The 25,617-nt window shown below is 69.6% G+C and carries 18 protein-coding genes; 9 read left to right on the top strand and 9 right to left on the bottom strand.

Annotated features, from left to right (window positions below; all coding sequences use genetic code 11):
* Positions 1-2: 2 nt before the first annotated feature.
* Complete coding sequence (locus P5F91_RS27785; protein ID WP_277908849.1) at positions 3-290, bottom strand: hypothetical protein; 288 nt, start codon at positions 288-290, stop codon at positions 3-5.
* Between the two features lie 307 nt (positions 291-597).
* Between P5F91_RS27785 and P5F91_RS27780 the strand changes: the two genes are divergently transcribed.
* Positions 598-2,961 carry a TonB-dependent receptor gene (locus tag P5F91_RS27780; protein WP_277908848.1) on the top strand — a complete coding sequence of 788 codons (2,364 nt, stop codon included), beginning with the start codon at positions 598-600 and terminating at the stop codon, positions 2,959-2,961.
* A 71-nt stretch (positions 2,962-3,032) separates the two neighbouring features.
* Here the strand turns inward: P5F91_RS27780 and P5F91_RS27775 are convergent, their stop codons facing one another.
* The 5 genes from P5F91_RS27775 to ptsP all read right to left on the bottom strand — a co-directional run bounded on the left by P5F91_RS27775 (position 3,033) and on the right by ptsP (position 11,039).
* Positions 3,033-3,926 (bottom strand): LysR family transcriptional regulator, encoded by an 894-nt coding sequence (locus P5F91_RS27775; protein ID WP_186454703.1) that lies wholly within the window; start codon positions 3,924-3,926, stop codon positions 3,033-3,035.
* Between the two features lie 385 nt (positions 3,927-4,311).
* On the bottom strand, positions 4,312-5,589 hold the full coding sequence (locus tag P5F91_RS27770) for a carbohydrate porin (RefSeq protein WP_246134348.1): 1,278 nt from the start codon (positions 5,587-5,589) through the stop codon (positions 4,312-4,314).
* 118 nt (positions 5,590-5,707) lie between these two features.
* Positions 5,708-7,489, bottom strand: a complete 1,782-nt coding sequence (locus P5F91_RS27765; RefSeq protein WP_145610405.1) for a fructose-specific PTS transporter subunit EIIC — start codon at positions 7,487-7,489, stop codon at positions 5,708-5,710.
* A gap of 41 nt (positions 7,490-7,530) precedes the next feature.
* A complete protein-coding gene (gene pfkB, locus P5F91_RS27760; protein ID WP_145610404.1) occupies positions 7,531-8,511 on the bottom strand; it encodes a 1-phosphofructokinase in 981 nt (326 codons plus the stop codon).
* Positions 8,508-11,039: a phosphoenolpyruvate--protein phosphotransferase gene (ptsP, locus tag P5F91_RS27755; RefSeq protein ID WP_277908847.1), complete on the bottom strand. Its 2,532-nt coding sequence runs from the start codon at positions 11,037-11,039 to the stop codon at positions 8,508-8,510. Before ptsP ends, pfkB begins: the two co-directional genes overlap by 4 nt.
* Before the next feature lie 163 nt (positions 11,040-11,202).
* Here ptsP and P5F91_RS27750 point away from each other — a divergent pair, with 163 nt between their 5' ends.
* Positions 11,203-12,195: a LacI family DNA-binding transcriptional regulator gene (locus P5F91_RS27750; RefSeq protein ID WP_277908846.1), complete on the top strand. Its 993-nt coding sequence runs from the start codon at positions 11,203-11,205 to the stop codon at positions 12,193-12,195.
* A gap of 294 nt (positions 12,196-12,489) precedes the next feature.
* On the opposite strand, the gene P5F91_RS27745 is transcribed toward P5F91_RS27750, so the two are convergent.
* Complete coding sequence (locus tag P5F91_RS27745; RefSeq protein WP_277908845.1) at positions 12,490-13,089, bottom strand: cytochrome b/b6 domain-containing protein; 600 nt, start codon at positions 13,087-13,089, stop codon at positions 12,490-12,492.
* Positions 13,089-13,436 (bottom strand): PepSY domain-containing protein, encoded by a 348-nt coding sequence (locus tag P5F91_RS27740; RefSeq protein ID WP_277908843.1) that lies wholly within the window; start codon positions 13,434-13,436, stop codon positions 13,089-13,091. The genes P5F91_RS27745 and P5F91_RS27740 overlap by 1 nt, the downstream gene beginning before the upstream one ends.
* 77 nt (positions 13,437-13,513) lie before the next feature.
* Between P5F91_RS27740 and P5F91_RS27735 the strand changes: the two genes are divergently transcribed.
* The 7 genes from P5F91_RS27735 to P5F91_RS27705 all read left to right on the top strand — a co-directional run bounded on the left by P5F91_RS27735 (position 13,514) and on the right by P5F91_RS27705 (position 22,787).
* Complete coding sequence (locus tag P5F91_RS27735; protein ID WP_277908842.1) at positions 13,514-13,834, top strand: PepSY domain-containing protein; 321 nt, start codon at positions 13,514-13,516, stop codon at positions 13,832-13,834.
* Positions 13,831-14,493, top strand: a complete 663-nt coding sequence (locus P5F91_RS27730) for a winged helix-turn-helix domain-containing protein (protein ID WP_277908841.1) — start codon at positions 13,831-13,833, stop codon at positions 14,491-14,493. The genes P5F91_RS27735 and P5F91_RS27730 overlap by 4 nt, the downstream gene beginning before the upstream one ends.
* Positions 14,490-15,848, top strand: coding sequence for a sensor histidine kinase (locus P5F91_RS27725; protein ID WP_277908840.1), 1,359 nt, complete (start codon positions 14,490-14,492; stop codon positions 15,846-15,848). The genes P5F91_RS27730 and P5F91_RS27725 overlap by 4 nt, the downstream gene beginning before the upstream one ends.
* A 128-nt stretch (positions 15,849-15,976) precedes the next feature.
* A complete protein-coding gene (locus P5F91_RS27720) occupies positions 15,977-16,918 on the top strand; it encodes a glutaminase (protein WP_040843375.1) in 942 nt (313 codons plus the stop codon).
* 183 nt (positions 16,919-17,101) lie between these two features.
* The gene (locus P5F91_RS27715; RefSeq protein WP_277908837.1) at positions 17,102-18,370 is read left to right on the top strand and encodes an NHLP bacteriocin system secretion protein; all 1,269 of its coding nucleotides are present in this window, start codon (positions 17,102-17,104) and stop codon (positions 18,368-18,370) included.
* Between the two features lie 38 nt (positions 18,371-18,408).
* Positions 18,409-20,571, top strand: coding sequence for an NHLP family bacteriocin export ABC transporter peptidase/permease/ATPase subunit (locus tag P5F91_RS27710; RefSeq protein WP_277908836.1), 2,163 nt, complete (start codon positions 18,409-18,411; stop codon positions 20,569-20,571).
* Positions 20,572-20,573: 2 nt separating this feature from the next.
* Positions 20,574-22,787 carry an NHLP bacteriocin export ABC transporter permease/ATPase subunit gene (locus tag P5F91_RS27705; RefSeq protein ID WP_277908835.1) on the top strand — a complete coding sequence of 738 codons (2,214 nt, stop codon included), beginning with the start codon at positions 20,574-20,576 and terminating at the stop codon, positions 22,785-22,787.
* Here P5F91_RS27705 and P5F91_RS27700 read toward each other — a convergent pair.
* Complete coding sequence (locus P5F91_RS27700; RefSeq protein WP_277908834.1) at positions 22,766-25,606, bottom strand: type 2 lanthipeptide synthetase LanM family protein; 2,841 nt, start codon at positions 25,604-25,606, stop codon at positions 22,766-22,768. The genes P5F91_RS27705 and P5F91_RS27700 overlap by 22 nt on opposite strands.
* Between the last annotated feature and the right edge of the window lie 11 nt (positions 25,607-25,617).

Here is a 25,617-nt window from a genome sequence, read left to right as displayed (position 1 = left end):
GTTCACTTTCCCCGGCCCTTCCCCTGGGTGCCGAAAAGACGGTTGCAGGCCAGAAGGCACAGGCTGGTGGCCGGCGCGCAGGCGAACAGGCACCAGATCGAACCCCGGATGCCCAGGAACGTGACCGAGGCGAAGGGCGCCCAAAGCGTCAACCCAAAGAGCAGGGTGACCGGCAGGCCCAGCGCCAACAACGCCAAACCCGACCGCGGCATGTCACTGCCCAGCCCGTCCTCTGTCCGTTTTTCTGCCATGCGGGGCTCCTTCCGGCTTGGTTTGGGGGCGACCTCCACGCGGGCACCCGCGAAAGGGGGCCGGCCCATGCTCGAAGGATGCCGTGCCCGCCCGCTGCCGCCTAGCACCACCTGCGGGACAGGGTGTCGCGCAAATCGGCCGTCATTGCAGGGGGTTACCGGCAGAGGACGTGCCCCGGAAAATGCGACAGGGTGACCGCCTCAAAGTGCTTTCGCCCGATTGTGCGTTGCAGCAGCATGAATGCGAACAGGCAGGTACGGCGCATAAACCGCCAGAAAACAGCGGAGCGCCCGGGTTGAGAGAGGGGGAGCCCCCCCTATGACCATTCATGTTTGGGGATGACAGATGAACAGCCTTGTCCTTGATAAGGGCGCCCATCCGGGGCGCGATGACTTCGGTGGCGGCGTGCCCGGCAAAGGAAGAAGCGCGGGATTGAACCGGGCGGCGCTACGCACCGGCACGGCGCTGGCGCTGCTGCTGGCCCTGGCGGGCAATGCCGCCCGGGCGGCCGACCAGGCGCCGGCGGCGGAGCAGGCCGCCGACAAGGGGGCCGGGCTGGAGGAAATCGATGTCCAGACCATCCTGGTGACGGCCAACCGCCGTCTGGAGAACGCCCAGCGGGTGGGCACCTCGATCGACGTCGTGACGGGCAGCGACCTGGTCGACCGCAACGTCCAGAACGTTTACGACCTGCAATACCTGACGCCGTCGCTGCAGGTGACGCCCCAGTTCGGCAGCGGCCAGCCCGCCTACCAGATCCGCGGCGTGGGCTTCAACGACTACGCCAGCAACAATGCGCCGGCCGTGGGCATCTATATCGACGAGGTGGCCTACCCCGTCCCCTTCGCCAGCAGCGGCGCCATGTTCGACGTGTCGCGCGTCGAGGTGTTGCGTGGGCCCCAGGGCACGCTCTACGGCCGCAACACCACGGGCGGCGCCATCAACTACATCATGAACAAGCCGACCAAGGAGATGACGGCCGGCGTTGCGGTCCAGTACGGCAGCTTCGACGCCGTCACGTCGGATGCCTTCGTCTCCGGCCCGTTGAACAACAAGCTCGCCTTCCGCGTGGCGGGGCAGGTGCAGGAAGGGGGCGCCTGGCAGCATAACCGCGACACCGGCGAGGCGCTGGGCGACGCGGACAGGCAGGCGTTGCGCGCGTTGCTGGATTACGACAGCGGTTCCAACCTGCGTGTGGGCCTGAACTTCCACTGGAGCCGCGATCGCTCCGACGCGGCGGGCACCTATCTCCTCAGCCCGCTGACAGCGCTCAACGCCAAATATCCCAGCCAGTATCCGGTCTATCCTGCCGATACCGCGCGGGACGCCACGGGATGGGGCACGACGCCGCAGTTCGCCTCGGAAATCGGCATCTCGCCCACCACCAAGCCCTTCTCCCACATCGATACGGTCGGCACCAGCGTGCGGGCCGACTGGGATTTCGAGTTCGCCACCCTGACCGACCTGGCCAGCTTCGATCACGCCACGCGGCAGGAGTACGACAATTTCGACGGCTCGCCCCGCAGCACGGGCGACGTCTATTTCGATACCCGCGCAAACGTGGCCGCCAATGAGCTGCGCCTCACCTCCACCGGGGACCAGGACTGGCACTGGGTGACGGGCCTGTATTACGCCAACCAGGTCCTGCACGACCGCTACGCCACCGGCTATTACGAACTGAACGGCTTCGACCGCAACGTCACCTACGGGCAGACGGTGAACACGGGCAGCGCCTTCGGCCAGGTGACCTACGACCTGACCGACAAGCTCAGCCTGACCGGCGGCCTGCGCCTGGAATACGAGAAGCGCGAACTGCGCGACTTCGGTGCCTTTTACGTCAACAACGGCGTCGTCACCAACCCCGGCAACGTCGTGCCCTATCGCGATACCGATTTCCTGGAACCGTCGGGCAAGGCGGAACTCCAGTACCGCTTCACCGACGACGACATGGCCTACGTCTCGTTCAGCCGGGGCATCAAATCGGGCGGCTTCACCGCCTACAACTCGAACGTCGCCCAGACCTCCACCACGCCCTTCAAGCCGGAAACGATCTTTGCCTATGAGATCGGCAACAAGCTGGCGGTGCCGGAATATCACCTGCGCTTCAATATTTCGGCCTTCTATTATGATTACCGCGACCAGCAGGTGCAGTCGGCGGTGGTCAACCCGCTGACGGGCCTGGTCGGTTCCATCATCAACGCGCCGAAATCCCACCTGTACGGTGGCGAGGCCGACTTCATCTGGGAGCCGATCAAGAATCTGCGCATCAATGAATCGCTGGCCCTGGCCAAGGGTTCGTTCGACGAGTTCTCCACCATCGGCACCGCGGTGAAGGTGGGCGGGATCTATGTCGGCGTGCCGACCAACCGGGTCGGCGAGACCGAGTTCGCGCCCAAGTTCACCTCGAACGGGTCGGTTTCCTATCTCTGGAACCTGGGGGATTACGGGCTGACGACGGACATGTCCTATTCAAGCCGCAGCACCTACAACTCCATCTTCGGTTCGCTCTACAACGTGGCCGGCTACACGCTGGTCGATGCCAGCGTGACCCTGGCGCCCAAGGACGACCGCTGGAGCCTGAAGCTTTTCGGGAAGAACATCTTCGACAAGCGTTATGACGTGACCCGCAACTTCTTCGTCGCGGGCAACAACATCGCGCTGGCCGGCAAGCCCGCCACCTGGGGCGTGCGCTTCTCGGTCACCTACTGACCGGGGCCGGGGGACGAAGAACGGGGGCCGGCGTTTCCACCCCCCCGTCCTTCGTCTCCGGGCTGCCCGCGTCAGGCGCCCTCCAGCGCGTGACCGATGGCGGCCGACAGCTTGCGCGCGGCGAAGGACAGGCGCCGGCCGCGGGCACAGCAAAGGTCCACCGTGGTGATCATCGCGTCGCGCTCCTCAAAGGGCAGCGCGATCAATTGTCCCGTCTCAATTTCGCGCTGGCAGCACATCACGGGCAGCACCAGGGCCGCCACCTTGCGCAAAGCCAGTTCCTTGTGGACCTCGACGGAGCTGCTCTCGAAAACCGGTTCCAGCATCACGTGGGCTTCGCGCGCCATCTGGTTCAACCGCATGCGCGACCCATGGCTGGCCCCCGCTAGCACCAGCGGCACGCTGGCCAGCTGGCGCAGCGACACCCGTTCCTCCCCGGCCAGCGGGTGGCCGGGCGCTACGATGATCTTGTGCTCGACATAGCTGCTCAGGCGGATTTCGACCTTGCTGGTCTCGGGCGAGAACATGGTCAGGCCCAGGTCGGCCTTGCCGCTTTCCACCGCGTCGAACACGTTGCTGGCGCTCGCCGTCTCGATGTGGAAAAGCAGGCCGGGGTACTGGACGTGCAGATCCGCCACCACGCGGGCCAGGATGCCGGCCGCCGGGGCCCCGGCGGCATAGATGGTCACGCTGCCGCGCTCCAGCCCCCGCAGTTCGTCCGTTGCCGCGCGCGCCTCGCGCACGTTGGCCAAGATGGTGCGCGCATACCCCAGCAGCAGCCGACCGGACTCGGTCAGCGTGATCCCTTCAGCGTTGCGGTCGAAAAGCTCCGTGCGGAAATAGTATTCGAGCGCCTCGATCTGGCGGCTGATGGCGCTGGCCTTCACCCCGTGTGCACGGGCCAGCTGGCGGAAGGATTCCGCCTCACCCAACTCGACAAAAACCTCCAGCGCCTTCAAACGCATGTCGCCGCCCAGCCTTGCCGCACCTGCCTTCACCAGGGCACCCGCGCGTCCAGCTGGGAAACACACGTGCACCTGTTCTATATTTTTCCCTGTGGATTCAGGCGTCAAGCCGGCCCCCGGGGTCGCCGCCGCCCCCACAGGGATTAACCCTGACGATGTCGGCTTTGGCCCGGGGAAGTCAAGCGGCATTGGGCGGTATGACCTCGGTGGCGGCGGTCCAGCCCACCCGCGGCCGGCCCCTGGCCGCTAAAGGAAGGGGCAAAAGAGCATGCTCCTGACCAGCGCCGGTCGGGACCCTGCCCCAATACAATTCTGCCGATTTGTCAGGCTGTTGAACGCGAGGAAGCTCGGGGCTGCCTTTCGGCGCCGATTCACCACCGGGGCGCTAGCGTCCCCGGAGCAGCGCCGCGAGGTCCAGGTCGAACCGTAAGCCGATGACGAAAGCGTCCGGGGCGTTGTGCAGGCGGGCGGGGTCGCTGAACTGGTCTGGATGGATGACATATTGCAGGTTGGGCTGGACGCGAACGGCGCGGGCCAGTTGCACGCCATAGCTCAACTCCATCATGATCTGGTCATCCGCCGGTGTGCCGCGGCCGCCAGCCGCCGCGCGGGCCAGGCGCAACGCTTCCAGGGCGTCGTGGCTGTACTTCTGCTGGTTGACGACGAAGCCGATGGTATCGTCGTCGCGCCCCGCGAAGGTGCCGCGTTGGACCAAGCCCAATTCCAGGAAATGGTCTTCGATCAGCCGGCCACTCACGCCCGTCATTGCCACGCCGAACAAGGTCAAGCCCCGCTGCGACGTGTCGTCGGGGCGCAGCACCATCTGTTCGAAACGGAAGAACACGCCTGATCGGCCGTTCAGGGTGGCGTTGGGCTGGCCGCTGACCACGGCGGCGCGTCCGCTCGCGTCGCGGAGCGGGTCGGTATAATCGGCGCCATCGTACCAGCCGCCGACTTCGTACTTGCGGGGCAAGCGGTCGTTGTCAAACGTCGTCTGATACCCCAGCGCCATCGGCGCGATGGCGCCTGTGGCGGTGGCCGTGCCCCAATCGAAGCCATGCTCGGTGCTGGACTGGTGGCTGGGGTTCACTTCGTAGGCGCCGACATGCAGATAGACCGTCGGCGTCAGCCAGGCGGTGGCGTGGGCACCCCAGCTGGATACCGGCCACCAGGTGAAGCTGCTGGTTTTGAAGACGAAGGTGGGGTTGCCGCAGGCGGAGTTGATCTGGAAATTGGCGCACAGCGCTGACCCGAGGAAGCTGATGTTGGCCACCGTGCGCCCACCCTCCACCACCAGACGACCGTCCAGCAGGGACTGTTCCACCGTGAAGCGGGCCAGGCGCGTGTTCTGCGCGCCATAAATCTCCTGCAGCGAGGTCGTGCTGCCCAGATACTGGGCCGCCAGGTTGCTGCCGTGGCGGTTCACCGCGGCGACATGCAAGGTGCCCCCGCCCCAGTCCATGGCGTTGTTCAGGTTCACGTCCGCGCCCAGCAGGATTTGGCCGGCATAGGCCGCCCCCTGGCGCATGCCGCCGCTGGGATTGGCTGCCGCCTCGCCCGTGTAGCTGGCCAGCCAGTCAATGGTCTCGCCCGTGCCTGGTTCGGCGGCCAGGGCGGTACCGGACAGCATCATGGCCAGGACGGCGACTGGAAACGTTTCCACAACAGGGCGCAAAAATGGGGTCGGCACCGAAGGTGCGATGTGACGCATGGATCATCCCTCCCTGGGTTCTTCTGGGCACGGCCTTGAGGCGGCCGTGTTGATTGGGTGGTCCCGGCCTTCAGACCGGGCGCTTCAGGACGCGCAGGGCGACGGCCGTGATCCCGGCGCCGATGGCCAGCGCCGCGACATAGCCGCCGACATGACTGACGGCGTTGGGGATAGGCAGCACGAACACGCCACCGTGGGGCACCCGCAGTTCCGCGCCGATGGCCATGGAAATGGCGCCCGCCACGGCGGACCCCGCCACCAGGGCCGGGATGACCCGCAGCGGATCGCGGGCGGCGAAGGGGATGGCCCCCTCGGTCACAAAGGCCAGGCCCAGCACCGCCGCGGCGCCGCGCGTCTCCCGCTCCTCCGCCGTGAAGTGGTTGGCGAACACTTGGGCGGCCAAGGCCAGGCCCAAGGGCGGGGTCATGCCGGCGACCATGGCCGCCGCCATCGGGGTGTAGACCTGGCTGGCGATCAGGCCCGTGGAAAAGGCGTAGGCCGCCTTATTGATAGGGCCGCCCATGTCGAAGGCCATCATGCCGCCGATCAGGACGCCCAGCAGGATGGCGCTGCTGCCCTGCATGCCCTTCAGCCAGGTGGTCAGGGCGGCCAGCGCGCCGGCCGTCGGCCCGCCCACGACGTAGATCATCAGCAGGCCCGTCAGCAAGGTGCCCAGCAAGGGCAGGATCAGCACCGGCTTCAGGCCCTCCAGGGTCCGGGGCAAGCGGATATGGCGGTTCAGGAAGGCGGTGCCGTAGCCGGCGATGAACCCGGCCAGGATGCCCCCCAGAAAGCCCGCCTGAAGATTGGCCGCCATCATGCCGCCGATCATGCCGGGCGCGATGCCCGGCCGGTCGGCGATGGAATGGGCGATGTAGCCCGCCAGCACGGGCACGATCAGCACGAACGCCCCCTTGGCCCCAACCTGGAACAGGGCGTAGGCCAGCGTGCCCTTGTGGGCGTCGTCATAGGCGTAGATGCCGCCCAGCGCGAAGGCCAGCGCGATCAACAGGCCCCCCGCCACCACGAACGGCAGCATGAAGGAAACACCGGTCATGAGATGCTTATAGGGTCCCGTGCGCCCGCCGCGCCCGGCCTTCGCTCCGGCGACGGCCGGCGGCGAAGCGCCTGCGCCCCGCCCCTCGTCCGGCGCGCCGTCTTCCGCCCCGGCCAAGGGCGTCGCCTCGGCGAGAGCCCGCTGGATAAGGCCGGCGCCATCGGAGATCGCGGGTTTGGTCGCCGACTGGAACACCCGCTTGCCGGCGAAGCGGCCCAGATCCACTTGGCGGTCTGCGGCGATGATGACGATGTCGGCGGCGGCGATCTCGTCGTCCGTCAGACCGTCGCGGGCTCCGACCGATCCTTGCGTCTCCACGCGGATGATGTGCCCCAGTGTCTTGGCACCCTGCTGCAGGCCCTCGGCCGCCATGAAGGTGTGGGCGATGCCCGTCGGGCAGGAGGTGATGGCCACGATGTGTCGTGGACCCTCGGCTTTCGACAGTGCGGCGGCCTGGGCCCGCCTGTCCCGATGCGGCTTGGCTGATTCCGGTTCAGCCAGGACCAGCGCGTCCAAGGCCGCGGCGGGGTCGGCCAGGACGGCCTCGATGCTGGTGCTGTGATGGGGCAGTGCCCCAAAGCGGTCAGCGTCCAGGATGCCCGATCCCACCAGCAGGACGGCGTGCGCGTCCTGAATCTGCGCCGGTTCCAAGGCGCCAAGGACGCCCTGCCCGGTACGCACCTCCACGGCGATGGTATGGCCCCCGTTGCTGGCGGCCTTGCGCAGGGCCTCCGCCGCCAGCAGGGCGTGAATGGTCATTTCGCCGGCGCCGATTACAGCCAACAGTGTGGACATGGTTCCTCCCCGGGCCGGGTCTTCGGCCCGCCCTTCATCCTTCAGTGCGGCGCATGCGTCGCGGTGGTTGATGCCCAATCATCGGCGGGTGTCATCGTGACCTGGTCGGCCAGGGCCTGGACGATCTCCACCCCGGGGAGGTTGGGGCCGGCGCGGCCCAACTTGGCCACGGCGAACCCGGTCGCCAGGCGGGCGATCGCCTCCAATCCCAAGCCGGCATGCAGCCCGGCCGCCAGCCCGGCCACCATCGCGTCGCCAGCGCCCACGGTGCTGCTGCCCCGCACCTCGGGGGCTTGGGCGTGCAGGGCGGTGTCGCCGTCCACGAACAGGGCGCCGCCGGTGCCCAAGGACACGACCACCAGGGGGATGCCATGCCCTTGCAGGTGCCGCGCCGCTGCCAGCAAGTCAGGCGGAGCCAAGGGCCGGCCGGTCCAGCCCTCCAACTCATGTCGGTTGGGCTTCACGCAATAGGGCAGGACGTCGGCGGCCAAGGCCCGCGCCAGCGGCTCCCCGCTGCTGTCCAAGACAACGCGGGCGCCGGTATGGGCCAGGCCGGCCACCATGCTGGCATAGGTGTCGGGGGGCAACCCGTCAGGCAGGCTGCCGGCCAGCACCACCACGGTGCCGGGGCCGACGGATTCCTCGAGATAGGTCTGGATCCGCTCCACCGTTTCCGGGGCTACCGCCAAGCCTGGCAGGTTGATGTCCGTGGTGCGGCCGTCGTGGCGATCCAGCAGCTTGATGTTGGTGCGGGTTTCGCCGGGCACGCGCAAGAAGCGGTCGAGGATGCCCTTGGCGGCGAACAGCGCCTCGAACGGGGCGGTGTTGTCGATGCCCAGCAGCCCGGTGGCAGCCACATGCAGGCCCCAGTCGGCCAGGCAGGAGGCCACGTTCACGCCCTTGCCCCCGGCATTGTGGCGCACGGCCACGGCCCGGTGCACCTGGCCTGGCCGCAAGTCGTCCAGGGTGACGGTCTCGTCGATGGCCGGGTTCAGGGTGACGGTGTGCAGATCAATGCTCATGCCATGCCTCCTTCCAGCGCCCGCACGTCCTCGGCCGCCTCGCAAGCCAAGGCCTGGGCCGCCAGCGCGCGCAGCGCCGTCAAATCGCTATCGCGCAGGCGCGCCTTCACCGCCGGCACCTCCCGCGGGGTCATCGACAGTTCCTGCACGCCCAGGCCGGTCAGCAGGGCGGCGCCGAAGGGGTCGCCGGCGATGCCGCCGCAGACGCCAACCCAGCGGTCATGCTTGGCCGCGCCCGCCACGGTGGCCTGAATCAGACGCAGCACGGCGGGATGCAGGCTGTCCGCCTGCGCGGCCAACTGCGGGTTTTGGCGATCGATGGCCAGGGTGTACTGGGTCAGATCGTTGGTGCCGATGGAGAAGAAGTCGGCATGGCGGGCCAGGCTTTCGGCCTGCAGGGCCGCGGCGGGTACCTCGATCATGATGCCCAGCGGCACCGCCGGCGCCTCGACCTCGGCCTGGATGCGCTCGCTGACCGTGCGCAGGGCGATGATCTCGGCCGCCGTGGTGATCATGGGGAACATGATGGACAGGCTGGCGCCCGCGCGCGCCGCGCGATACAGGGCGCGCAACTGCGGCTCCAGCAGGTCGGGCCGGCGCAGCAGCAGCCGGGCCCCGCGCACCCCCAGGAAGGGGTTTTCTTCATGCGGCAGGTTCAGATGGACCACCTGCTTGTCGCCGCCGATATCCAGGGCGCGGACGATCAGCGGCCGGTTGCCCAGGGCCACGGCCATGGCGCGATAGATGTCGAACTGTTCGTCCTCGCTGGGGCTTTCGCCCCTTTCCAGGAACAGGAACTCGGTGCGCATCAGGCCGACGCCCTCTGCCCCCTGCGACAGGGCGAAGGCCGCCTGGTCGGGCAGGTTGATGTTCGCCCCGATGGACACGGTGTGGCCGTCGCGGGTGCGCGCGGGCAGGGCGCGGGCCTCCGCTTCGCGGGCGCGGGCCTCCGCCTTGACCGCCAGCCATTGCCGGGCGGATGCCAGGTCGGCGCCGCCCGGTTCCAGGTACAATTGTCCCGACTGGCCATCCAGGATGGCGCTGGTGCCATCCGCCAGTTCCAGCAGGGCGGCGCCACCCCCCACCAGGGCCGGCAGGCCCAATGTGCGGGCCAGGATGGCGGTGTGTGAGGTGGGGCCGCCCGACGCCGTGGCCAAGCCCACCACGCGGGCCGGGTCCAGGCCGGCAGTGTCCGATGGGGACAGGTCCGGTGCCACCAGGATGCAGGGTGTGTCGGGCAGGTCGAGCAGCGAGTTGGCGCGCAGGGAAGGGTCGATATGGCCCAGGACCCGGCGGCCCACATCGCGCAGATCGGCGGCGCGGGCGGCCAGGACGGGATTGCCCAGCGCGGCCAACCGGCTGGCCATGCGATCCACCGTCTGATTCCAGGCCCAGGCCACGCCATGACCGTCCACCATCAACTGGCAGGCCAGGGTGATCAGGTCGGTGTCGTTCAACAACTCCGCCTGGGCCTTGAAGATGCCGGCATCGGCCGCACCCAGCCGGCGGGCGGTGTCGTCGGCCAGCGCCTTGAGTTGTTGGCGCGTGCGGCTCAACGCCTCCTGCAGCAGGCTGCCCCCCTCCGCCAGGGCGGCGGGATTGTCCGGCACCACCGGGTCCGCCGCCTTCAGCACATGCAGCGGGCCGATGGCCAGTCCCGGCGCCGCCGGCACGCCGCCGATGGCGGTCAGCGGCGCCGGGGGCGTCCAGCCGGTGCGGGGCGCTTGGCGGGCGCGGCTGGCCGCCAGGGCCGCGTCCATCTTTTCCTGGGCGCTCAGGCCGGTCATGGCTTGGCGCATGGCCGCCAGCGCCCCCGCGGCGTCACCGCCGGCGGCCGACACCACCACCGTGTCACCGGCACGCAGGCCCAGTTGCAGCAGGGCGATCAGGTTCTTGGCGTCCGCCGCTTGGTCGCCGTGGCGGACCCGGACCTGGGCGGCGAAGCGGCGGGCGGTGTCCACCCAGTGGGCGGCCGGCCGGGCGTGCAGGCCGCTGGGATAATCCACCGTCCAGTCGAAACCGGGCGCGAGGTCACCCACCGTCGCGCCGGCCGCGTTTTGGTCCGCCCGCTCGCCCGGGGGCGTTTCGCGGCCCAGGGCGGCCGCGATCTCGCCGGCGTCGGTGGTCACCAACAGACGATCCAACCGGTCGCCGTCCTGGATCAGGCGGGTCAGGCGGCGCAGGATGGTGATGTGCGCGTCGGACTGGGCGGCAATGGCGACCACGAGGCGCGCGCGTTGCCCGGCGTTCCACTCCACGCCGTCAGGGACCTGCAGGATGGCCAGGCCGTTGCGGCGGACCAGGTGGCGATCCTCCCCCAGGCCGTGGGGGATGGCGACGCCCTGGCCCAGGAAGGTGTTGGCCACCTCTTCCCGTCGGACCATGCTTTGTTCGTAGGCGGGGTCGACGCACCCGGCGGCGACCAGCAGCTGTGCCGCCTCGCCAATGGCGTCACGCTTTCCAGCCGGACGCGCGCCGAGGCGGATCAGCTCGCGGGGCAGCAGGTCGCTCTCAACGGCGAAGGGCATTCTCGGAACCTCCCGATTTCATTCTTGTGCTTAGTGGTAACGTTTCCACAAAAATTGTCAAAGGGAATCCCCAGGCGGTGTCTGGGCGTATGCGCCATATTCCCTTTGAACGCACGCTGGAAGGCTTTAGACTGGGGCAAAATAACTGGAAACGATTGCGAACATGACGGTCAACATCAAGGACGTCGCCCGGGTTGCCGGTGTATCGGTTTCCACCGTATCCCGCGCCCTGGGGGAGGGACCGGTCAGCGCTGAGGTGCGGGAACAGGTGCAGGCGGCGGTACGCGCGACCGGTTACAAGCCCAACCTGTCGGCGCGGCGGCTGCGCTCGCAACGCACCCAGACCATCGGCTTGATCGTCGCCGACATCCGCAACCCCTTCTTCACCGCCGTCGGCCGGGCGGTGGAGGACGCGGCCTACCGCGCCGGCATGCGGGTTATCCTGTGCAACACCGATGAGGACCCCGCGCGCGAGGCGCTTTACCTGACCCTGATGCAGGAGGAACGGGTGACGGGGCTGATTTTCGCCCCGACCCGCGCCACCCTAGACCGGTTGCAGGCCGATGCCCTGGATTTTCCCATGGTGCTGATCGACCGCGCCGGTCCGGGCGGTCAATTTGACACCGTGTTGCTGGACAATCGTGAGGCCAGCGCCACCCTGGTCGATCATCTGGTGTCCCGGGGATACACCCGCATCGGCGGCCTGTTCGGTGCCACCAGCACCACCGGCGTCGAACGGCGCGACGGCTATCTGGCTGCCATGGCGGCCCGGGGCTTGACGGGGGAGGCGCGCTTCGTGCCGCCGTCGGCGGAGGCCGCCGAGAACGCCGCTGCCGCCTGGCTGCGCCAGCCCGACCGGCCTCAGGCCCTGCTGGTCAGCAATGGGCTGTTCCTAACCGGCGTGGTGAAGGCGGCCCGCACCATGGGGCTGCGCATCCCCCACGACATCGCCGTCGCGGGCTTCGACAACGAACCTTGGACGGAATTGGTTGAACCGGGCCTGACCGTCATTGAGCAGCCGGTCGAAACCATAGGCCGCGAGGCTATGGCCCTGTTGTTCCAGCGCCTGAGGACCCCCGACGCTCCGACGCGCAAAGTGGTGCTGTCCGGCCGTTGCGTTGCCCGGGGCTCGACGGCTGCCCTGCCGCGCACGTGATGGAGGCCGCAGGCCCGCACCTGGTCGCGCGCCTGCGCCCGATCGCATACAAGCCGTTATACTTGCTGAAAAAGGAGCGGGCATCCAAATCAATGTGGCACCCTCAATCGAGGACTGCTTTGCCCCGAATGCCCTATACCACGCAGCGGCGCCCACCCCGCCTGTTAAAGTATAAAATCGGCGTATTCACATGACTCCGCAGATTTTAAAATAATCAGACAGTTGATGTGCTGATCGGCCCCCGAACCGCATCTGATTCACTTAAGGCAGGGGCTTCACGCAGGCCGTGGGGCCTCAGGCCCGCTTGCGCCCCGTGACCATGGCGCGGACCAGGTTTTCCCGGTGCAGCATGCTGGACAGGATCACTCCGCCGATGTGCAGGGCCACCAGGATGAGGGTCACCGTGGCCGCAGCGCCGTGGATGTCCTCCATCGCGTCCTCTCCCAGAACGCCGCCACCCGTATCCAGAACGATGCCGGTGGCCACGGTCAGGAGCAGGCTGGCCAGAAGCGCCACGATCATGGCGCCGCCCGCCGGGTTATGGCCCACATACCGGCCCGCCCGCCCCTTCACCAGGGCTCCCATGTAGGAGAGGAAGCCCTTTGGGCTGGGTACGAACTCGGCGAACCGGGCATGTGGGGTGCCGACGAGGCCCCACAGGGACCGCACCCCAACCGCCACCAGGATCACGAAGCCGGCGGCCTCATGCACCGGCATGATCTCCTCGGCCGACAGCCAGGCGATGGCGAAGGAGGCGGCGATGGTCCAGTGCAGAATGCGGATGGCCGGATCCCACACTCTCACCGTGCCGGTGGGAACCGCAGCGTCGGGGGAAACGGCGCCCTTGGGTACGCTGTGGGTAGAGGCGCCATCGGAGGTGATGGGCATGGTCATCAGTCCTCATCCTTTTCCGTTTTCAGGATATCGCCCGTGCGGGCGTCGATGGCCAGTTCGACGCGCTTGCCCTGCGGATCACGGGCTTCGACCTTGTAATTCTTGTCGCGGTGCCGCTTGATTTCGGTGATGTCGGAATAGCCCTGGGCGGCCAGGCGCTCGACCAACTGCGGGACGGTCAGGGCGCTTGCGTCCCCCGCTTTCCCTGGCTGAGCCTGACCGGCGGGCGCGGTCTCGACGGCCAGCGCGTAGCCACCGATGGCCAGGGAACCCGCCAGCAGCGCCGCCGCAGCAATTTTGCCATACATCATGGTGTCCTCCGTATTGGGATTGGATGGTGGCATCATCCTGGCGGGGTTCCGTTGAACGGGACCTGAACGGCGCGTTCAGGCTGCGTTCAGGAAAGGAACGGTCAACTGTGCCGATGAGATGGATCGTTGCCCTTCTGCTGGCCCTGCTGGCCGTGCCCGCCGCCCGGGCGGACGCGGACCAGGACCAGGACCGCGCGCGCGCCGCCGTGGAACAGGGGCGCGCGCTACCCCTGCGCACCATTCTGGACCGCGCGGCGGCCCGCTTCCCCGGCCAGCTTCTGGAAGCGGAATTGGAGGAGGAGCACGGCCGATTGGTCTATGAGATCAAACTGCTGATGGACGGCGGGCGTGTCGTGAAGCTGCATTACGACGCCCGAACCGGCGACCTTCTCGCGGTCAAGGAACGGGGGGCGGAGAAGGACCGCAGGCCATGAGGATACTGCTTGCCGAGGATGATGCGGCGCTGCGCCGTCAACTTGCAGAGGCGCTGGCAGATGCCGGCTACGCCGTTGACATGGCACCCGACGGCGAGGAGACCGCCTTCCTCGGGGAGAGCGAGCCCTATGACGCCGTGGTGCTGGATCTGGGATTGCCCATGCGCGACGGCCTGTCCGTCCTGCGCGCATGGCGGGCGGCGGGCATCACGGTGCCGGTGCTGATCCTCACGGCCCGTGGAACCTGGCAGGAGAAGGTGGCGGGCATCGACGCCGGCGCCGACGACTACCTGGCCAAGCCGTTCCGGATGGAAGAACTGCTGGCCCGTGTGCGCGCCCTGATCCGCCGGGCCGGCGGGCTGGCGGCGGCGGAACTGCGCTGCGGCCCCGTGGCGCTGGACACCCGCACCGGCCGGGTGACGTTGGACGGTCGGCCCATCGCACTGACGGCGCATGAGTTCAAGGTGCTGTCCTATCTCATGCACCATCCCGGCAAGGTCGTGTCCCGCACCGAGTTGACCGAGCATGTCTATGCGCAGGATTTCGACCGCGACAGCAACACCATCGAGGTGTTCATCGGCCGGCTGCGCCGCAAGCTGGGCGGCGACCTCATCCGGACGGAACGGGGCCTAGGGTACCGCCTGGAGGCGGCGCGGTGACACCTTCTTCGCTGACGACCTCGTCACTGACCCGGCGCCTTTTCCTGCTGTCGGTCCTCTGGATCGCTCCGGCGCTGGTCATCACCGGCATCATCCTGACCGACCTGTTCCACACCCATGCCGAGGCCGAGTTGAGCCGGCGCATGGCCCAGCACCTGGATGAGTTGGCGGCAGTGCTGGAAGTGACGCCGGACGGCGCGGTGGCGCTGGCCCGGGACCTGAGCGACCCCCGTTTCCGCCGTCCGCTGTCAGGGTTGTATTGGCGGGTGGATGGCCCTGGGGACCGGGTGCTGCGGTCGCGGTCGCTCTGGGACCAGGCCCTGGACCTGCCGGCGGACACTCCCAAGGATGGTGAGGTCCATCGCCACACTCTGACGGGACCGAACCGGGCCCCGCTGGTGGCTTGGGAGCGCAGCTTGCGCCTGCCGGGAGCGGCAACACCGGTGCGTGCGGCCGTGATCGTCGACGCCAGCGACGTGCAGGCCGCGACGGCCGGCTTTTCCCGAGCGTTGGGCCTGTCGCTGGCGGTGCTGGCCGCCGGTCTGCTGGCGGCGGCGGCGGTCCAGGTGCGCCTGGGGCTGGGCCCGCTGCGGCGGATGCGGGCGGCCCTGGCCGATCTGCGCGCCGGGCGGTCGAACCGTCTGGAGGGCGCCTTCCCTGGCGAGGTCCAGCCCGTCGTGGACGACCTCAATCTGCTGATAGAGGAGAACCGGACGATGGTGGAGCGGGCGCGGGCGCAGGCGGCTGATCTGGCGCATGCGCTGAAAACCCCACTGGCCGTCATCGCCAACGCCGCCGCCGCGCCGGGCGGCATGGACCCGGCGGTGGTGGCGGCTGAGGCGGATCGCATGCGGGGTCAGATCGAACGGCACCTGGCCCGGGCGCGGGCCGCGCCGGCGCTGCTTCATTCCTCAGGCGGAACGGTTGTCCTGCCGGTGCTGCGGCAGATCGCCCGCACCGTGGCTCACCTGCATACCGAGCGCGGGGTGGACATCCAGATCGACGGCGATGCGCGGGCCCGGGTGCGCGCCGACCCGGTGGACCTGCAGGAAATGGCCGGCAACCTCATCGACAACGCCGCCAAATGGTGCACGGCGGTGGTCCGGGTGACGGCCGTAGCGGCCGGCGGCGGGATTGTCATTACCGTCCAGGATGATGGACCCGGCATTCCGGTGGGCAGGCGGTCGGACGTTCTGGCCCGGGGCGCCCGCCTGGACGAGGCGGTGCCGGGTACCGGCCTGGGGCTGACGATAACGGAGGAGTTGGCGCGCCTTCATGGCGGAAGCCTCAGCCTGGACACATCGCCGACCGGTGGGCTCAGCGTCTCGCTCCATCTGCCACAGGCGGCCCGCTAATCCCCAAATGGCCCGGTTGACCCCACGGGACCGGCCGGTGGCGGCGTGACGCTGTGGGACGCGACTGCTACCCTGCCCAACCGCCGGGGCACCCGCCCCTTTCCCGCCCGTCTGATATGGCAGCGCCCGTGACTCTCCAAGGTATCATCCAGGACATCGTCGACGAGATGCGGGCCGCGCCCGATCGTGGCAAGGTCGCGACCTACATCCCCAGCCTGGCCAAGGTCGACCCCGCCAGGTTCGGCATGGCGGTCTATACCGTCGATGGGGAATGCCATGCCGGCGGGGATGATGAGGTCGGCTTTTCCATCCAGTCGATATCCAAGGTCTTTTCCCTGACGCTGGCCCTGGGCAAGGCGGGGGACCAGCTGTGGGAGCGGGTGGGGCGCGAGCCCTCCGGCACGGCATTCAATTCCATCGTCCAGCTTGAGGCGGAGCGGGGCATTCCGCGGAACCCCTTCATCAATGCCGGCGCCATCGTCGTGACGGATGTGAATCTGGCGGGGCATCCGCCCCGTGAGGCCATCGGCGAACTGGTCCAGTTCGTCCGCTATCTGGCGGAGGATGAATCCATCGCCATCAATGAGGAGGTCGCCCGGTCGGAGGAGCGTACGGGCGAACGCAACCGGGCCCTGGCCCATTTCATGAAATCCTATGGCGTGCTGCGGCATGCGCCCGACCTCGTATTGGGCACCTATTTTCATGCCTGCGCCATCGAGATGACCTGCCGCCAGCTTGCCGCCGCCGGACGCTACCTGATGCTGGATGGCCGCCATCCCGGGGGCGGACGCACCATTTCATCCATACGGGCCCGCCGCATCCTGTCCCTGATGCTGACCTGTGGCCATTATGACGCCAGCGGCGACATCGCGTTCCGCGTCGGGATCCCGGCCAAGTCCGGCGTCGGCGGCGGCATATTGGCCATCGTTCCCGGCCGGGCCTCCATCGCCGTCTGGTCCCCCGGCCTGAACGCCAACGGCAACTCCCAGCTGGGCAGCCTCGCCCTGGAGCGCCTGGCCGAGGCCACGGGGTGGAGCCTGTTTAATCCAGGCCGCCTGTCAGATCGATGACGCGGCGTGGTGCCGGCCTGGACGGAAGAGTCGCGACCGCACCGGGGGTTGCAATCGCATTTTGCGAAGGCGGTCGTTGGTCTCATGCCGTTGGCATTACTTCCGGTCATCCTCGCGCACCTTGCCTTTTCGGATGAACTTCCGCACCAATGACGTTTGTTTCCCGTCATAGCGGTCGCCTTTATGAGTTCTTCCGCCCCCGCCTTCCGGCCTGCGAACCCGGACCAGCTCGACCGCATGGTGCGGGTGTCGTTCCCGCTGGGCTGGTTGGTGTTCGGCATCTTCCTGGCGGCCGTGCTGGGCGGACTGGCCTGGTCCCTGGTCGCCACCGCGCCGGTCAAGGTGGCGGGCAACGGCGTGCTGCAGGGCAGCGGCGGCGTGGCCCTGGTGACGGCGCCCAGCAGTGCTGCCATCACGGCGCTGAAGGCCAGTGTCGGCGGCGCCGTTCATGAGGGGGAGATCGTCGCCGTGCTGGCGGACCCGGTACTGGACGCCCGGCTGGAGACGGTCCAGGCCCGCCTGGCCCGGCTGGAGGCGGAGGAGGGGCGGCTGAAGGACTTCCAGGCCCGCGCCCGGGCGGCCCGCACCCGCGATGACGAGCAGCGGCGCCAGGGGTGGGAGCAGGCCTTGCAGCAGGCCCGCCAGCGGGAGGCGGCGCTGGGCCAGGTGTTGGCCAGCCAGCATGAGCTGATGGGCCGCGGTTATGCCACGCGTGAGCGCATCCTGATGACGGAGAACGACCGCGCCCAGGCCCAGCGCGACATCACCGCCGCCCTGAACGCGCTGAACACCCTGGGCGTGGAGGCGGACGAGCGCGCCATCGAGGATGAGCGCGAGCTGCTGGAGCTGGAGAGCAAGATCGGCCAAGGTCGGCAGGATCTGGCTGAGGCTTTGGCCGAACGCGCGGCGCGGACCGAGGTTCGCGCGCCCATCACCGGCCGGGTGATCGAGCTGTCGGCCGCCACCGGCGACCGGGTAGCCGCGGGTTCGGCCCTGATGCGCCTGGTGCCCGAAGGTCGGGTGGTGGCGGGCGACGGGCTGGTGGGTATCCTCTACGTCGCCCCAGCCGATGGTAAGAAGATACGCCCCGGCATGGCGGTGCAGATCATTCCCTCCACCGTGAAGGTGGAGCGTGACGGCTTCATCCATGGCGAGGTCATCCGCGTGTCCGAGACGGCGGCGACGCGGGAGGCGGTGCAGCAGACGCTGAAGAACGACGCTTTCGTCACCAGTCTGATGGCCAACGGTCCGCCGTTCGAGGTGCGGGTGGCCCTGCGGCGCGATCCGGCGACCGTCAGCGGTTTCGCCTGGTCATCATCCCGGGGCGCCGCGCGGCCGGTGGAAAGCGGTACCGTCATCAAGGGCGGGGTGGTGGTGGAGCGCACGCGCATCATCGCCCTGGCCTTCCCCGCCATCGAACCGGTGCTGGACGCCCTGGGGCTTGATCCGTGACGGCAGCGGCGGCGGTATCGGGCGCGATCCGGAAGGTGATGGCGGCACGTCCACGCCCCATTCCAACGGTTTTCCAGATGGAGGCGGCGGAGTGCGGCGCCGCCTGCCTTGCCATGGTGCTGGCCCACCACGGCAAATGGGTGCCCCTGCCGGAGTTGCGCGAGGCCTGCGGCGTTTCCCGCGACGGCAGCCGCGCCTCCAACATCGTGCGGGCGGCCCGGGCCTATGGGCTGGAGGCCAAGGGCTTCCGCTGTGAGCCGCACCACTTGGCCGACATCGCCATGCCCTGCATCGTCTTCGTCGACCTCAGCCATTATGTGGTGCTGGAGGGCATGGCGGGCGGCAGGGTGCAGCTGAACGACCCCGCTGCCGGGCGCCGCGTCCTGACAGCGGCGGAGTTCGACGCCCTGTTTTCCGGCATCGTGCTGACCTTCCAGACGGGGGCGGATTTCCGTCGATCCGGCGCCGTGCCCAGCACCTGGCGCGACATCGCGGCCCTGGTGGCGGGAACGAACGCCCCCCTGGCGCTGGCGGTGCTGGCGGGCGTCGCCCTGATCCTGCCTGGGCTGGTGGTGCCGGCGGCGACGCAGGTGTTCGTCGATTATTACCTTGTGCAGGGCCAGGCGGACTGGGGCATGCCCCTGTTGGGGGTGTTGCTGGCCACGGCGGTGGTGCAGTGGGGACTGACGGGCCTGCAGAATGGCCTGCTGGTGCGCCTGCACACCCGCATCGCCATCCTGGCGGCCGGCCGCATGGTCTGGCGCATGCTGCGCCTGCCCGTGCGCTTCTTCGGCCAGCGCCACGCCGGCGCCCTGGCTGGCCGCGTGGACTTGGCCCGTCCCCTGGGCCTGCAGGCGGCGGAACAGCCGGTGAAGGCGGCGCTGGCCCTGGCGTCCAGCGTCTTCTTCACCCTGGCCATGCTGCTCTACAGCCCCATCCTGACCCTGGTCACCCTGCTGGCCGCCGCCATTCCCATCGCCGCCCTGGCGCTGACGCAACGCCGGCTGGAGGAGCGGGTCCGCAAGGCCGGCATGGCGGCCATCAAGGTGCATGGCCGGGCCATCCAGGGCATCGGCATGGTGGAAACCCTGAAGGCCAGCGGTACCGACGACGTGTTCTTCGGCCAGTGGGCCGGCCTGCTGGCCGCCCTGGTGCGCGACCGTCAGGCGGCCGGCCGTATCGAGGCGCTGCTGGGCGCCGTGCCCGACGGTGTCATGCTGCTGAACCGGGGCCTGGTGCTGGCCCTGTCCGCCGGCTTCGTCATCGCGGGCAACATGACGGTGGGCGAACTGGCCGCTTTCCAGACCCTGATCACCGCCTTCGCCGCTGCCTTGTCCACCCTGATGCGTCAGGTCACCAGCCTGAAGCAGGTGCGCGGCCCGCTGGATCAGCTGGCCGACGTCGCCACCACGCCCCTGGCCTGGGAATTCGCGGGCGACCGGCCGGACGCGCCGGCGGCACCCGCCATCCGCGATGGCGCCAAGCTGAGCGGCGCCCTGGCCGTCCGCGACCTCACCTTCGGCTACACCCCTCAGGGGGCGATGGTGGTCAACGGCGTGGATCTGGACATCGCTCCCGGCGCCCGGGTGGCCCTGGTCGGGGCGTCGGGCAGCGGCAAGTCCACCGTCGGCCGCCTGGTGGCCGGGCTGTTCGATCCGCTGGGCGGCGACATCCGGTTGGATGGCCATCCCTTGCGCGCCGTGCCGCGCGACCGGCTGCGCGCGTCGCTGGCCATGGTGGACCAGGATATCCTGCTGTTCGAGGGCACGGTGCGCGACAACCTGACCCTGTGGGACGAGGCCGTGCCCGAAGCCCGGATCATCCGCGCGGCCAAGGACGCCATGATCCACGACGACATCGTCGCCCGCGTCGGCGGCTACGGTGGCCGGGTGGAGGAGGCCGGCCGCAACTGGAGCGGCGGCCAGCGCCAGCGGCTGGAGATCGCCCGCGCCCTGGTGATGGAGCCCAGCTTGCTGATCCTGGACGAGGCCACCAGCGCCCTGGACCCGACCATTGAACAAGCGTTGATGGACAATGTCCGCCGTCGCGGCTGCGCCTGCCTGATCATCGCCCACCGCCTCAGCGCCATTCGCGACTGTGACGAGATCATCGTCCTGAAGGACGGCCGGGTGCTGGAACGCGGCGGCCATGAGGCGCTGATGGCGGCGGGCGGCGCCTATCGCCAGTTGGTGGAGTCGTGAGCATGGAGGATGCCGACCGGCTGGAGGGGGAGGAGCGGGCAGCCCGCGATCGCCATGCCGGCCTGCTGGCCCTGCAGGCGCTGAGCGGGGTATTGGGGGGCGGGGTATTGGGACCGGACCGCGGCGCCACCTACGCTCCCCTGTCGGAACAGCCCCTGGTATTGGCCTTCGCGCATCTGGGCGCGGTGCTGGGCTTTGAGGTGCGCCTGCCGCCCCGCCAGCAGGAGGGGGCGCCGATGCCGGCGCTGGAGGCGCTGGCCCGGGCCAGCCGCGTGCGCCTTCGGGGCGTCCAACTGGATCCCGGCTGGTGGCGGCAGGACAGCGGCGCCTTCCTGCTGCTACGGCCGGCGCCGCTGTCGCCCCTGGCGCTCAGCCCCGGCGGGCGGGGCCGCTACACCGTTTATGACCCCGACACACGCGTGGCGCGGCCGCTGCCGGCGGCCGAGGCGGTACTGCTGGCCGGCCAGGCCTACGCCCTGTACCCGCCGCTGCCGGACCAGGCACTGACGCCGGGCAGCCTGGCCAAGGGGTTGCTGCGCGCCCGGATGGGCGACATCGCCACCCTGGCCGGCGGCACCCTGCTGGCCGGCGTGTTCACCATGGGTGTGCCGCTGGCCATGGGCTATCTGCTGGAAGGCGCCATCCCCGACAGCAATCTGGGCCGGGTGGTGCAGGTGGCCGTCGCCCTGGCCTTGCTGGCGGTCATGACCCTGCTGCTGCGCCTGGCCACCCAACTGACCATGCTGCGCATTGAGGGACTGGAGGGCAGCCGGGTGCAGGCGGCGGTGATGGACCGCCTGCTGCGCCTGCCCACGGGCTTTTTCCGGGGCTACTCCACCGGTGACATGGCAACCCGGGTCATGGCCGTGGCCCGCCTGGAAAAGGCGCTGACCGCCTCCACCATCAATGCCGTGATGACGGGGATGGTGGCCTTGGTTTCCTATGCCGTCATGCTGGGCTATTCCTGGCGCCTGGGCCTGGTGGCTATCGCGCTGACCCTGATGTTGGCCGTCGTGACCGTGGTGCTGGGCCTGCGCCGCGTCCGGCACGAGGCGGCGGCCATCCGGGGCGACGCCCGCATGTCCGGCTTGACGCTGGAACTGGCCAGCGGCATCGCCAAACTGCGCCTGGCGGCGGCGGAGGACCGGGCCTTCCTGCGCTGGGCGCGCCTGTACGCCGAGGCCAGCCGCGCCCAGTTCGGCGCCGACCGGGCGGCCGGCCTGCTGGACACGGTGGGCGTGGGCTACCAGGCCTTCGCCACGGCGGCGCTGCTGGCGGCCTGCGTCATGGGCGGCTGGACCGACACCGTCGCCCTGGGCCTGCTGGCCGCCTTCGTCACCGCCTTCACCGCCGCCCTGGAGGGCCTGCGGGGCCTGGCGGCGGCCGCCGTGGAAATGGTGGGCCTGGCGCCCATCGTGCAGCACGCCCGCCCCATCCTCCAGGCCCTGCCGGAGGCGGCGGACAAGGCCGACCCGGGCACGCTGACCGGCGCCATCGAGCTGTCGCGCGTCACCTTTCAGTATCAGCCGGACACTCCCCGCATCCTGGACACCCTGTCGGTCAGCGTCCGGCCAGGGGAGTTCGTGGCCTTCGTCGGCCCGTCCGGAACGGGCAAGTCGACGCTGTTCCGCCTGCTGTTGGGCTTCGAGCGGCCGGATGCCGGCCTGGTGCTCTATGATGGCGTCGATCTGGCGGGCCTGGATCTGCGGGCCGTGCGCCGACAGTGCGGCGTGGTCCTGCAGCACGGCCGCCTGATGCCCGGGACCTTGATGGACAATGTGCTGGGTGCCGCCACTCACCTGGGGCAGGAGGCCGCCTGGGACGCGCTGGCCCAGGTGGCGCTGGCCGACGAGGTGCGGCGCATGCCGATGGGCCTTCACACCCTGATCACCGACGGCGGCACGGGCCTGTCGGGCGGGCAGGTCCAGCGCCTGCTGCTGGCCCGTGCCCTGGTGGCCCGGCCACGGATCATGATGCTGGATGAGGCGACCAGTGCGCTGGACAACCATACCCAGGCAGCGGTGACCGCCAGCCTGGACAAGATCGCCGGCACCCGCCTGGTCATCGCCCACCGCCTCAGCACCGTGCGGCGGGCCGATCGTATCATTGTGCTGAACCAGGGCCGGGTGGAGGAAGAGGGCGCCTTCGATACCCTCATGGCCCGCGACGGCTTCTTCGCCGCCTTCGCCCGGCGTCAACTGACGCGAGACACCTGACGGGGCAGCAGCACGTCGCAGGCGAAGTCCGGTGCCAGACGTCGGACCAGCAGGTGGCCCAGGCCGGCATGGCCCCGGAACAGGGCGGCATCGTCGGGTGCGCCCGCCACGTCCGCCGCCATCAGTCGGCCCCGTCCGGCCGCCCAGTCGGCCAGCCGGGTGTTCAGGGCGGTGTCGATTTCATCCTCCACGCCCGGCAACCGGGCGGCCAGCGTGGCCAGGATCTCCAGCCGTCCGGCCTCGCCACAGCACAGGTCATCCACCCGGTCCAAGGGGGATGCCCGCAAGGTCGCCAGTGCGGTGTGCAGGTCGCCGGCCAGCCAGCCGTCCTTGTCCCCCATCAGGTCCATCAAGAGCGCGCGGGCCAGGGCAATGCCGGGCCCACCATGGCACCATGTGGACGAGCTCTGCTGACGGCCTGCCCGCCAATCGCCGGCGGCCGGATTGAACAGCGTGTTCTCATAGGCCACGGCCTCCCATGCGGCGGCGTGGCACCGGGCATCGCCGGTGGCCGCATGGATGTGGGCCAGGGCGGTGGCGATACCGGCGGCGCCGTGGGACAGACCGGCCAATCCCGCCCGCCGGCGCCCGGGCCAATGCCGCCCGCCCACGCCATCGGTTTGGGAGGCGGCCAGCAGCGCCGCTCCGCAGGCGGTCATGGCCTGGGCAACGATCGGCCCGGGATTCAGGACGGCCAAGCCCCAGGCCAGGCCGGCGGCACCGTCCATCACATCGGACGCATCGCCCACCGGCCCATTCTCGATCGCCAGGGCCTGGGGCGTCGCGACCGCCAGCGCCAGGGCGTCGTGGGCCAGGGCCGGGTCGTCCAGCAGCCTCGCGCACCAGGCCAAGCCGGCGATCATCCCCCCCAGACCGCGCCCATAGCCGGGCCCGAAGCGGCGGGCCAGGCGTGGTGCTTCCCCCCGGTGGATGGCGGCCCGCAAGGGCTGCTGCGCCTGCCGCGCCAGGTCCAGCAGGCGCTGGTCGTCCAAGGCGCGCCCGGTCTCCGCCAGGAAGACGGCAATGCCACCGGCGCCGTAGCATAGGCCGGGCCCCGCCGGGGCGGTCAGGGCCGGCATCTGCTCCCATAGCCGCACCCAGCACTGCGTTCCGGGTTCCTGAGCCACGGCCAGACCGGCCACCCGGTCGGCCAGCGCGCGCAGGGTGGTGCGGACGTCGGGGCTTGGGATGGCTTCCGCCACGAAGCCCACGCCCTGGGGAGGCAGGGCGGGGGGGCGCAGGGCGGCGCGCAGCAGGGCCGTTGTCCGGTTGATCGCACCGTCATCCAATGCGGCGAAGGCCGCCGTCACCTGGTCGTACGGGGGGATGGCGAATACCGGGCCCAAGGGGCTGGCGGCCGTGCCGGCGGGTTCAACGCTCCAGGCCACGCGGTCGCCGGGACGGAAGGTGAAGGCCGGGATGTCCAGACGGTCCAGGGCCCGCGCTTCCGCCGCCAGCGCCCGCCGCCAGGCGGCCGGATCGCCCAGCAGTGGCGCGCGGCCTGCGGCCCGCGCCAAATGTCGGGTAAAGGCGGCCTCATCCTTGGCCCCCTCGCCGATCAGCGCGGGTGCCAGGACCAGCCCATAGAGGTTGGTGGCGGCCAGCAGCAGGCGGCAGCGGCTATTACGAAACCGAGCCAGCGCGCCCTCCGGCGCCATCAGCGCCGTCTTGTGTGCGACCAGGGTGCGCAGGGTGGCCTGGAAACCGTTCAGGACCGCCGCGCTGAAATCCCGTACGTCCAGGGGGACGCCGCCCAAGCTGGGACCGGGGGTGAAGCTGGGCACCGGCTGTTCGCCCAGGTGTAGCCAATCCGTGCCGGCGTGACGCACCACGGTTTGCGGCCTAAGTGCCAGGGGGCCGGAGCCGGCGGCGGCCAGGGGCGCCAATGTCGCCCCACCGTCGAAGGAGGTGTAGACCGGCAGGATGCCGTTGGTGAACAGGTGTGGGTCGTCAAAGGGATCGGCCACGCCCAGATCCGCCGGGCCGGGCTGAAACAGGCATTCCAGGTCGACAATGACGGGAAAGAGGCCCGCCGGGATCAAGTTGTCGGGATGGATGTCGCTGCCGCGCAGCAGGAACATGAGGGCCAGAAGGCCGCCGCACCGTTCCATATAGGCGTGCGCCCCGGCCGCATCGGGCAGGGGGGCAGGGTTCACCCATTCCATCCACCCATGGTCGCCGCCGTCCATCACCCACGGGACGCGGTGGGCCGGGGCGGTGCCGGCGACGTTCAGCCAGTCCAGCAGGTGCCCGAACGCCACCTCCGCCGCCAGGGCGCGGGGCTTGTAGGCGATGCGCGTGCCGTCGGCCAAGGTGACGCGAATGACCGTGCAGCCGCCGCCATGGGGGTCGGACAGGCCGGGGGTGAGGTCGATCACCGCCGGCACGGCGCCCCGCCACGCGGGATGTCGGACGGCCAGGGCGGGGGCGTCCTGGTGGAAATGGCGGGCGAAGGCCGTGATGGCGTCCACCCAATCGGTGCACATCCGGTCCAGGCGGTGGCGCAGCACGGGCCAGTCGGCCAGCAGAGCAGCGGCTTGCGGTCCCTGCGCGGCCTCGGCGAAGGCGCGATAGCGGTCGCGGGGCACCCAGGCCGGTGGCTCATCATAAAGGCGGGCGATGGCAGGCACTGCTTCCGCCGCCTGGAACGCCGCCGTCAGGGCCGGGCCGGCAATCTCGCCCAGGCGGGCCGCCAGCGCCCGTGTCGCGCCCCGCCTGGCCGGCAGCGGCAACACGATGCCGCCGGCCAGGGACCGGTCAAGACGCTCCGCCGCCTGGTCGACCAGCGGCGCCAGGATGTCCAGGAACGGGGTGTCCACGGGCGACGCCG

The sequence above is a fragment of the Nitrospirillum amazonense genome, from assembly GCF_029594735.1.
In the GTDB taxonomy this organism is placed as follows: domain Bacteria; phylum Pseudomonadota; class Alphaproteobacteria; order Azospirillales; family Azospirillaceae; genus Nitrospirillum; species Nitrospirillum amazonense.
Note: the sequence above shows the minus strand (reverse complement) of the source record. Positions and strands in the feature narration are given on the sequence as shown.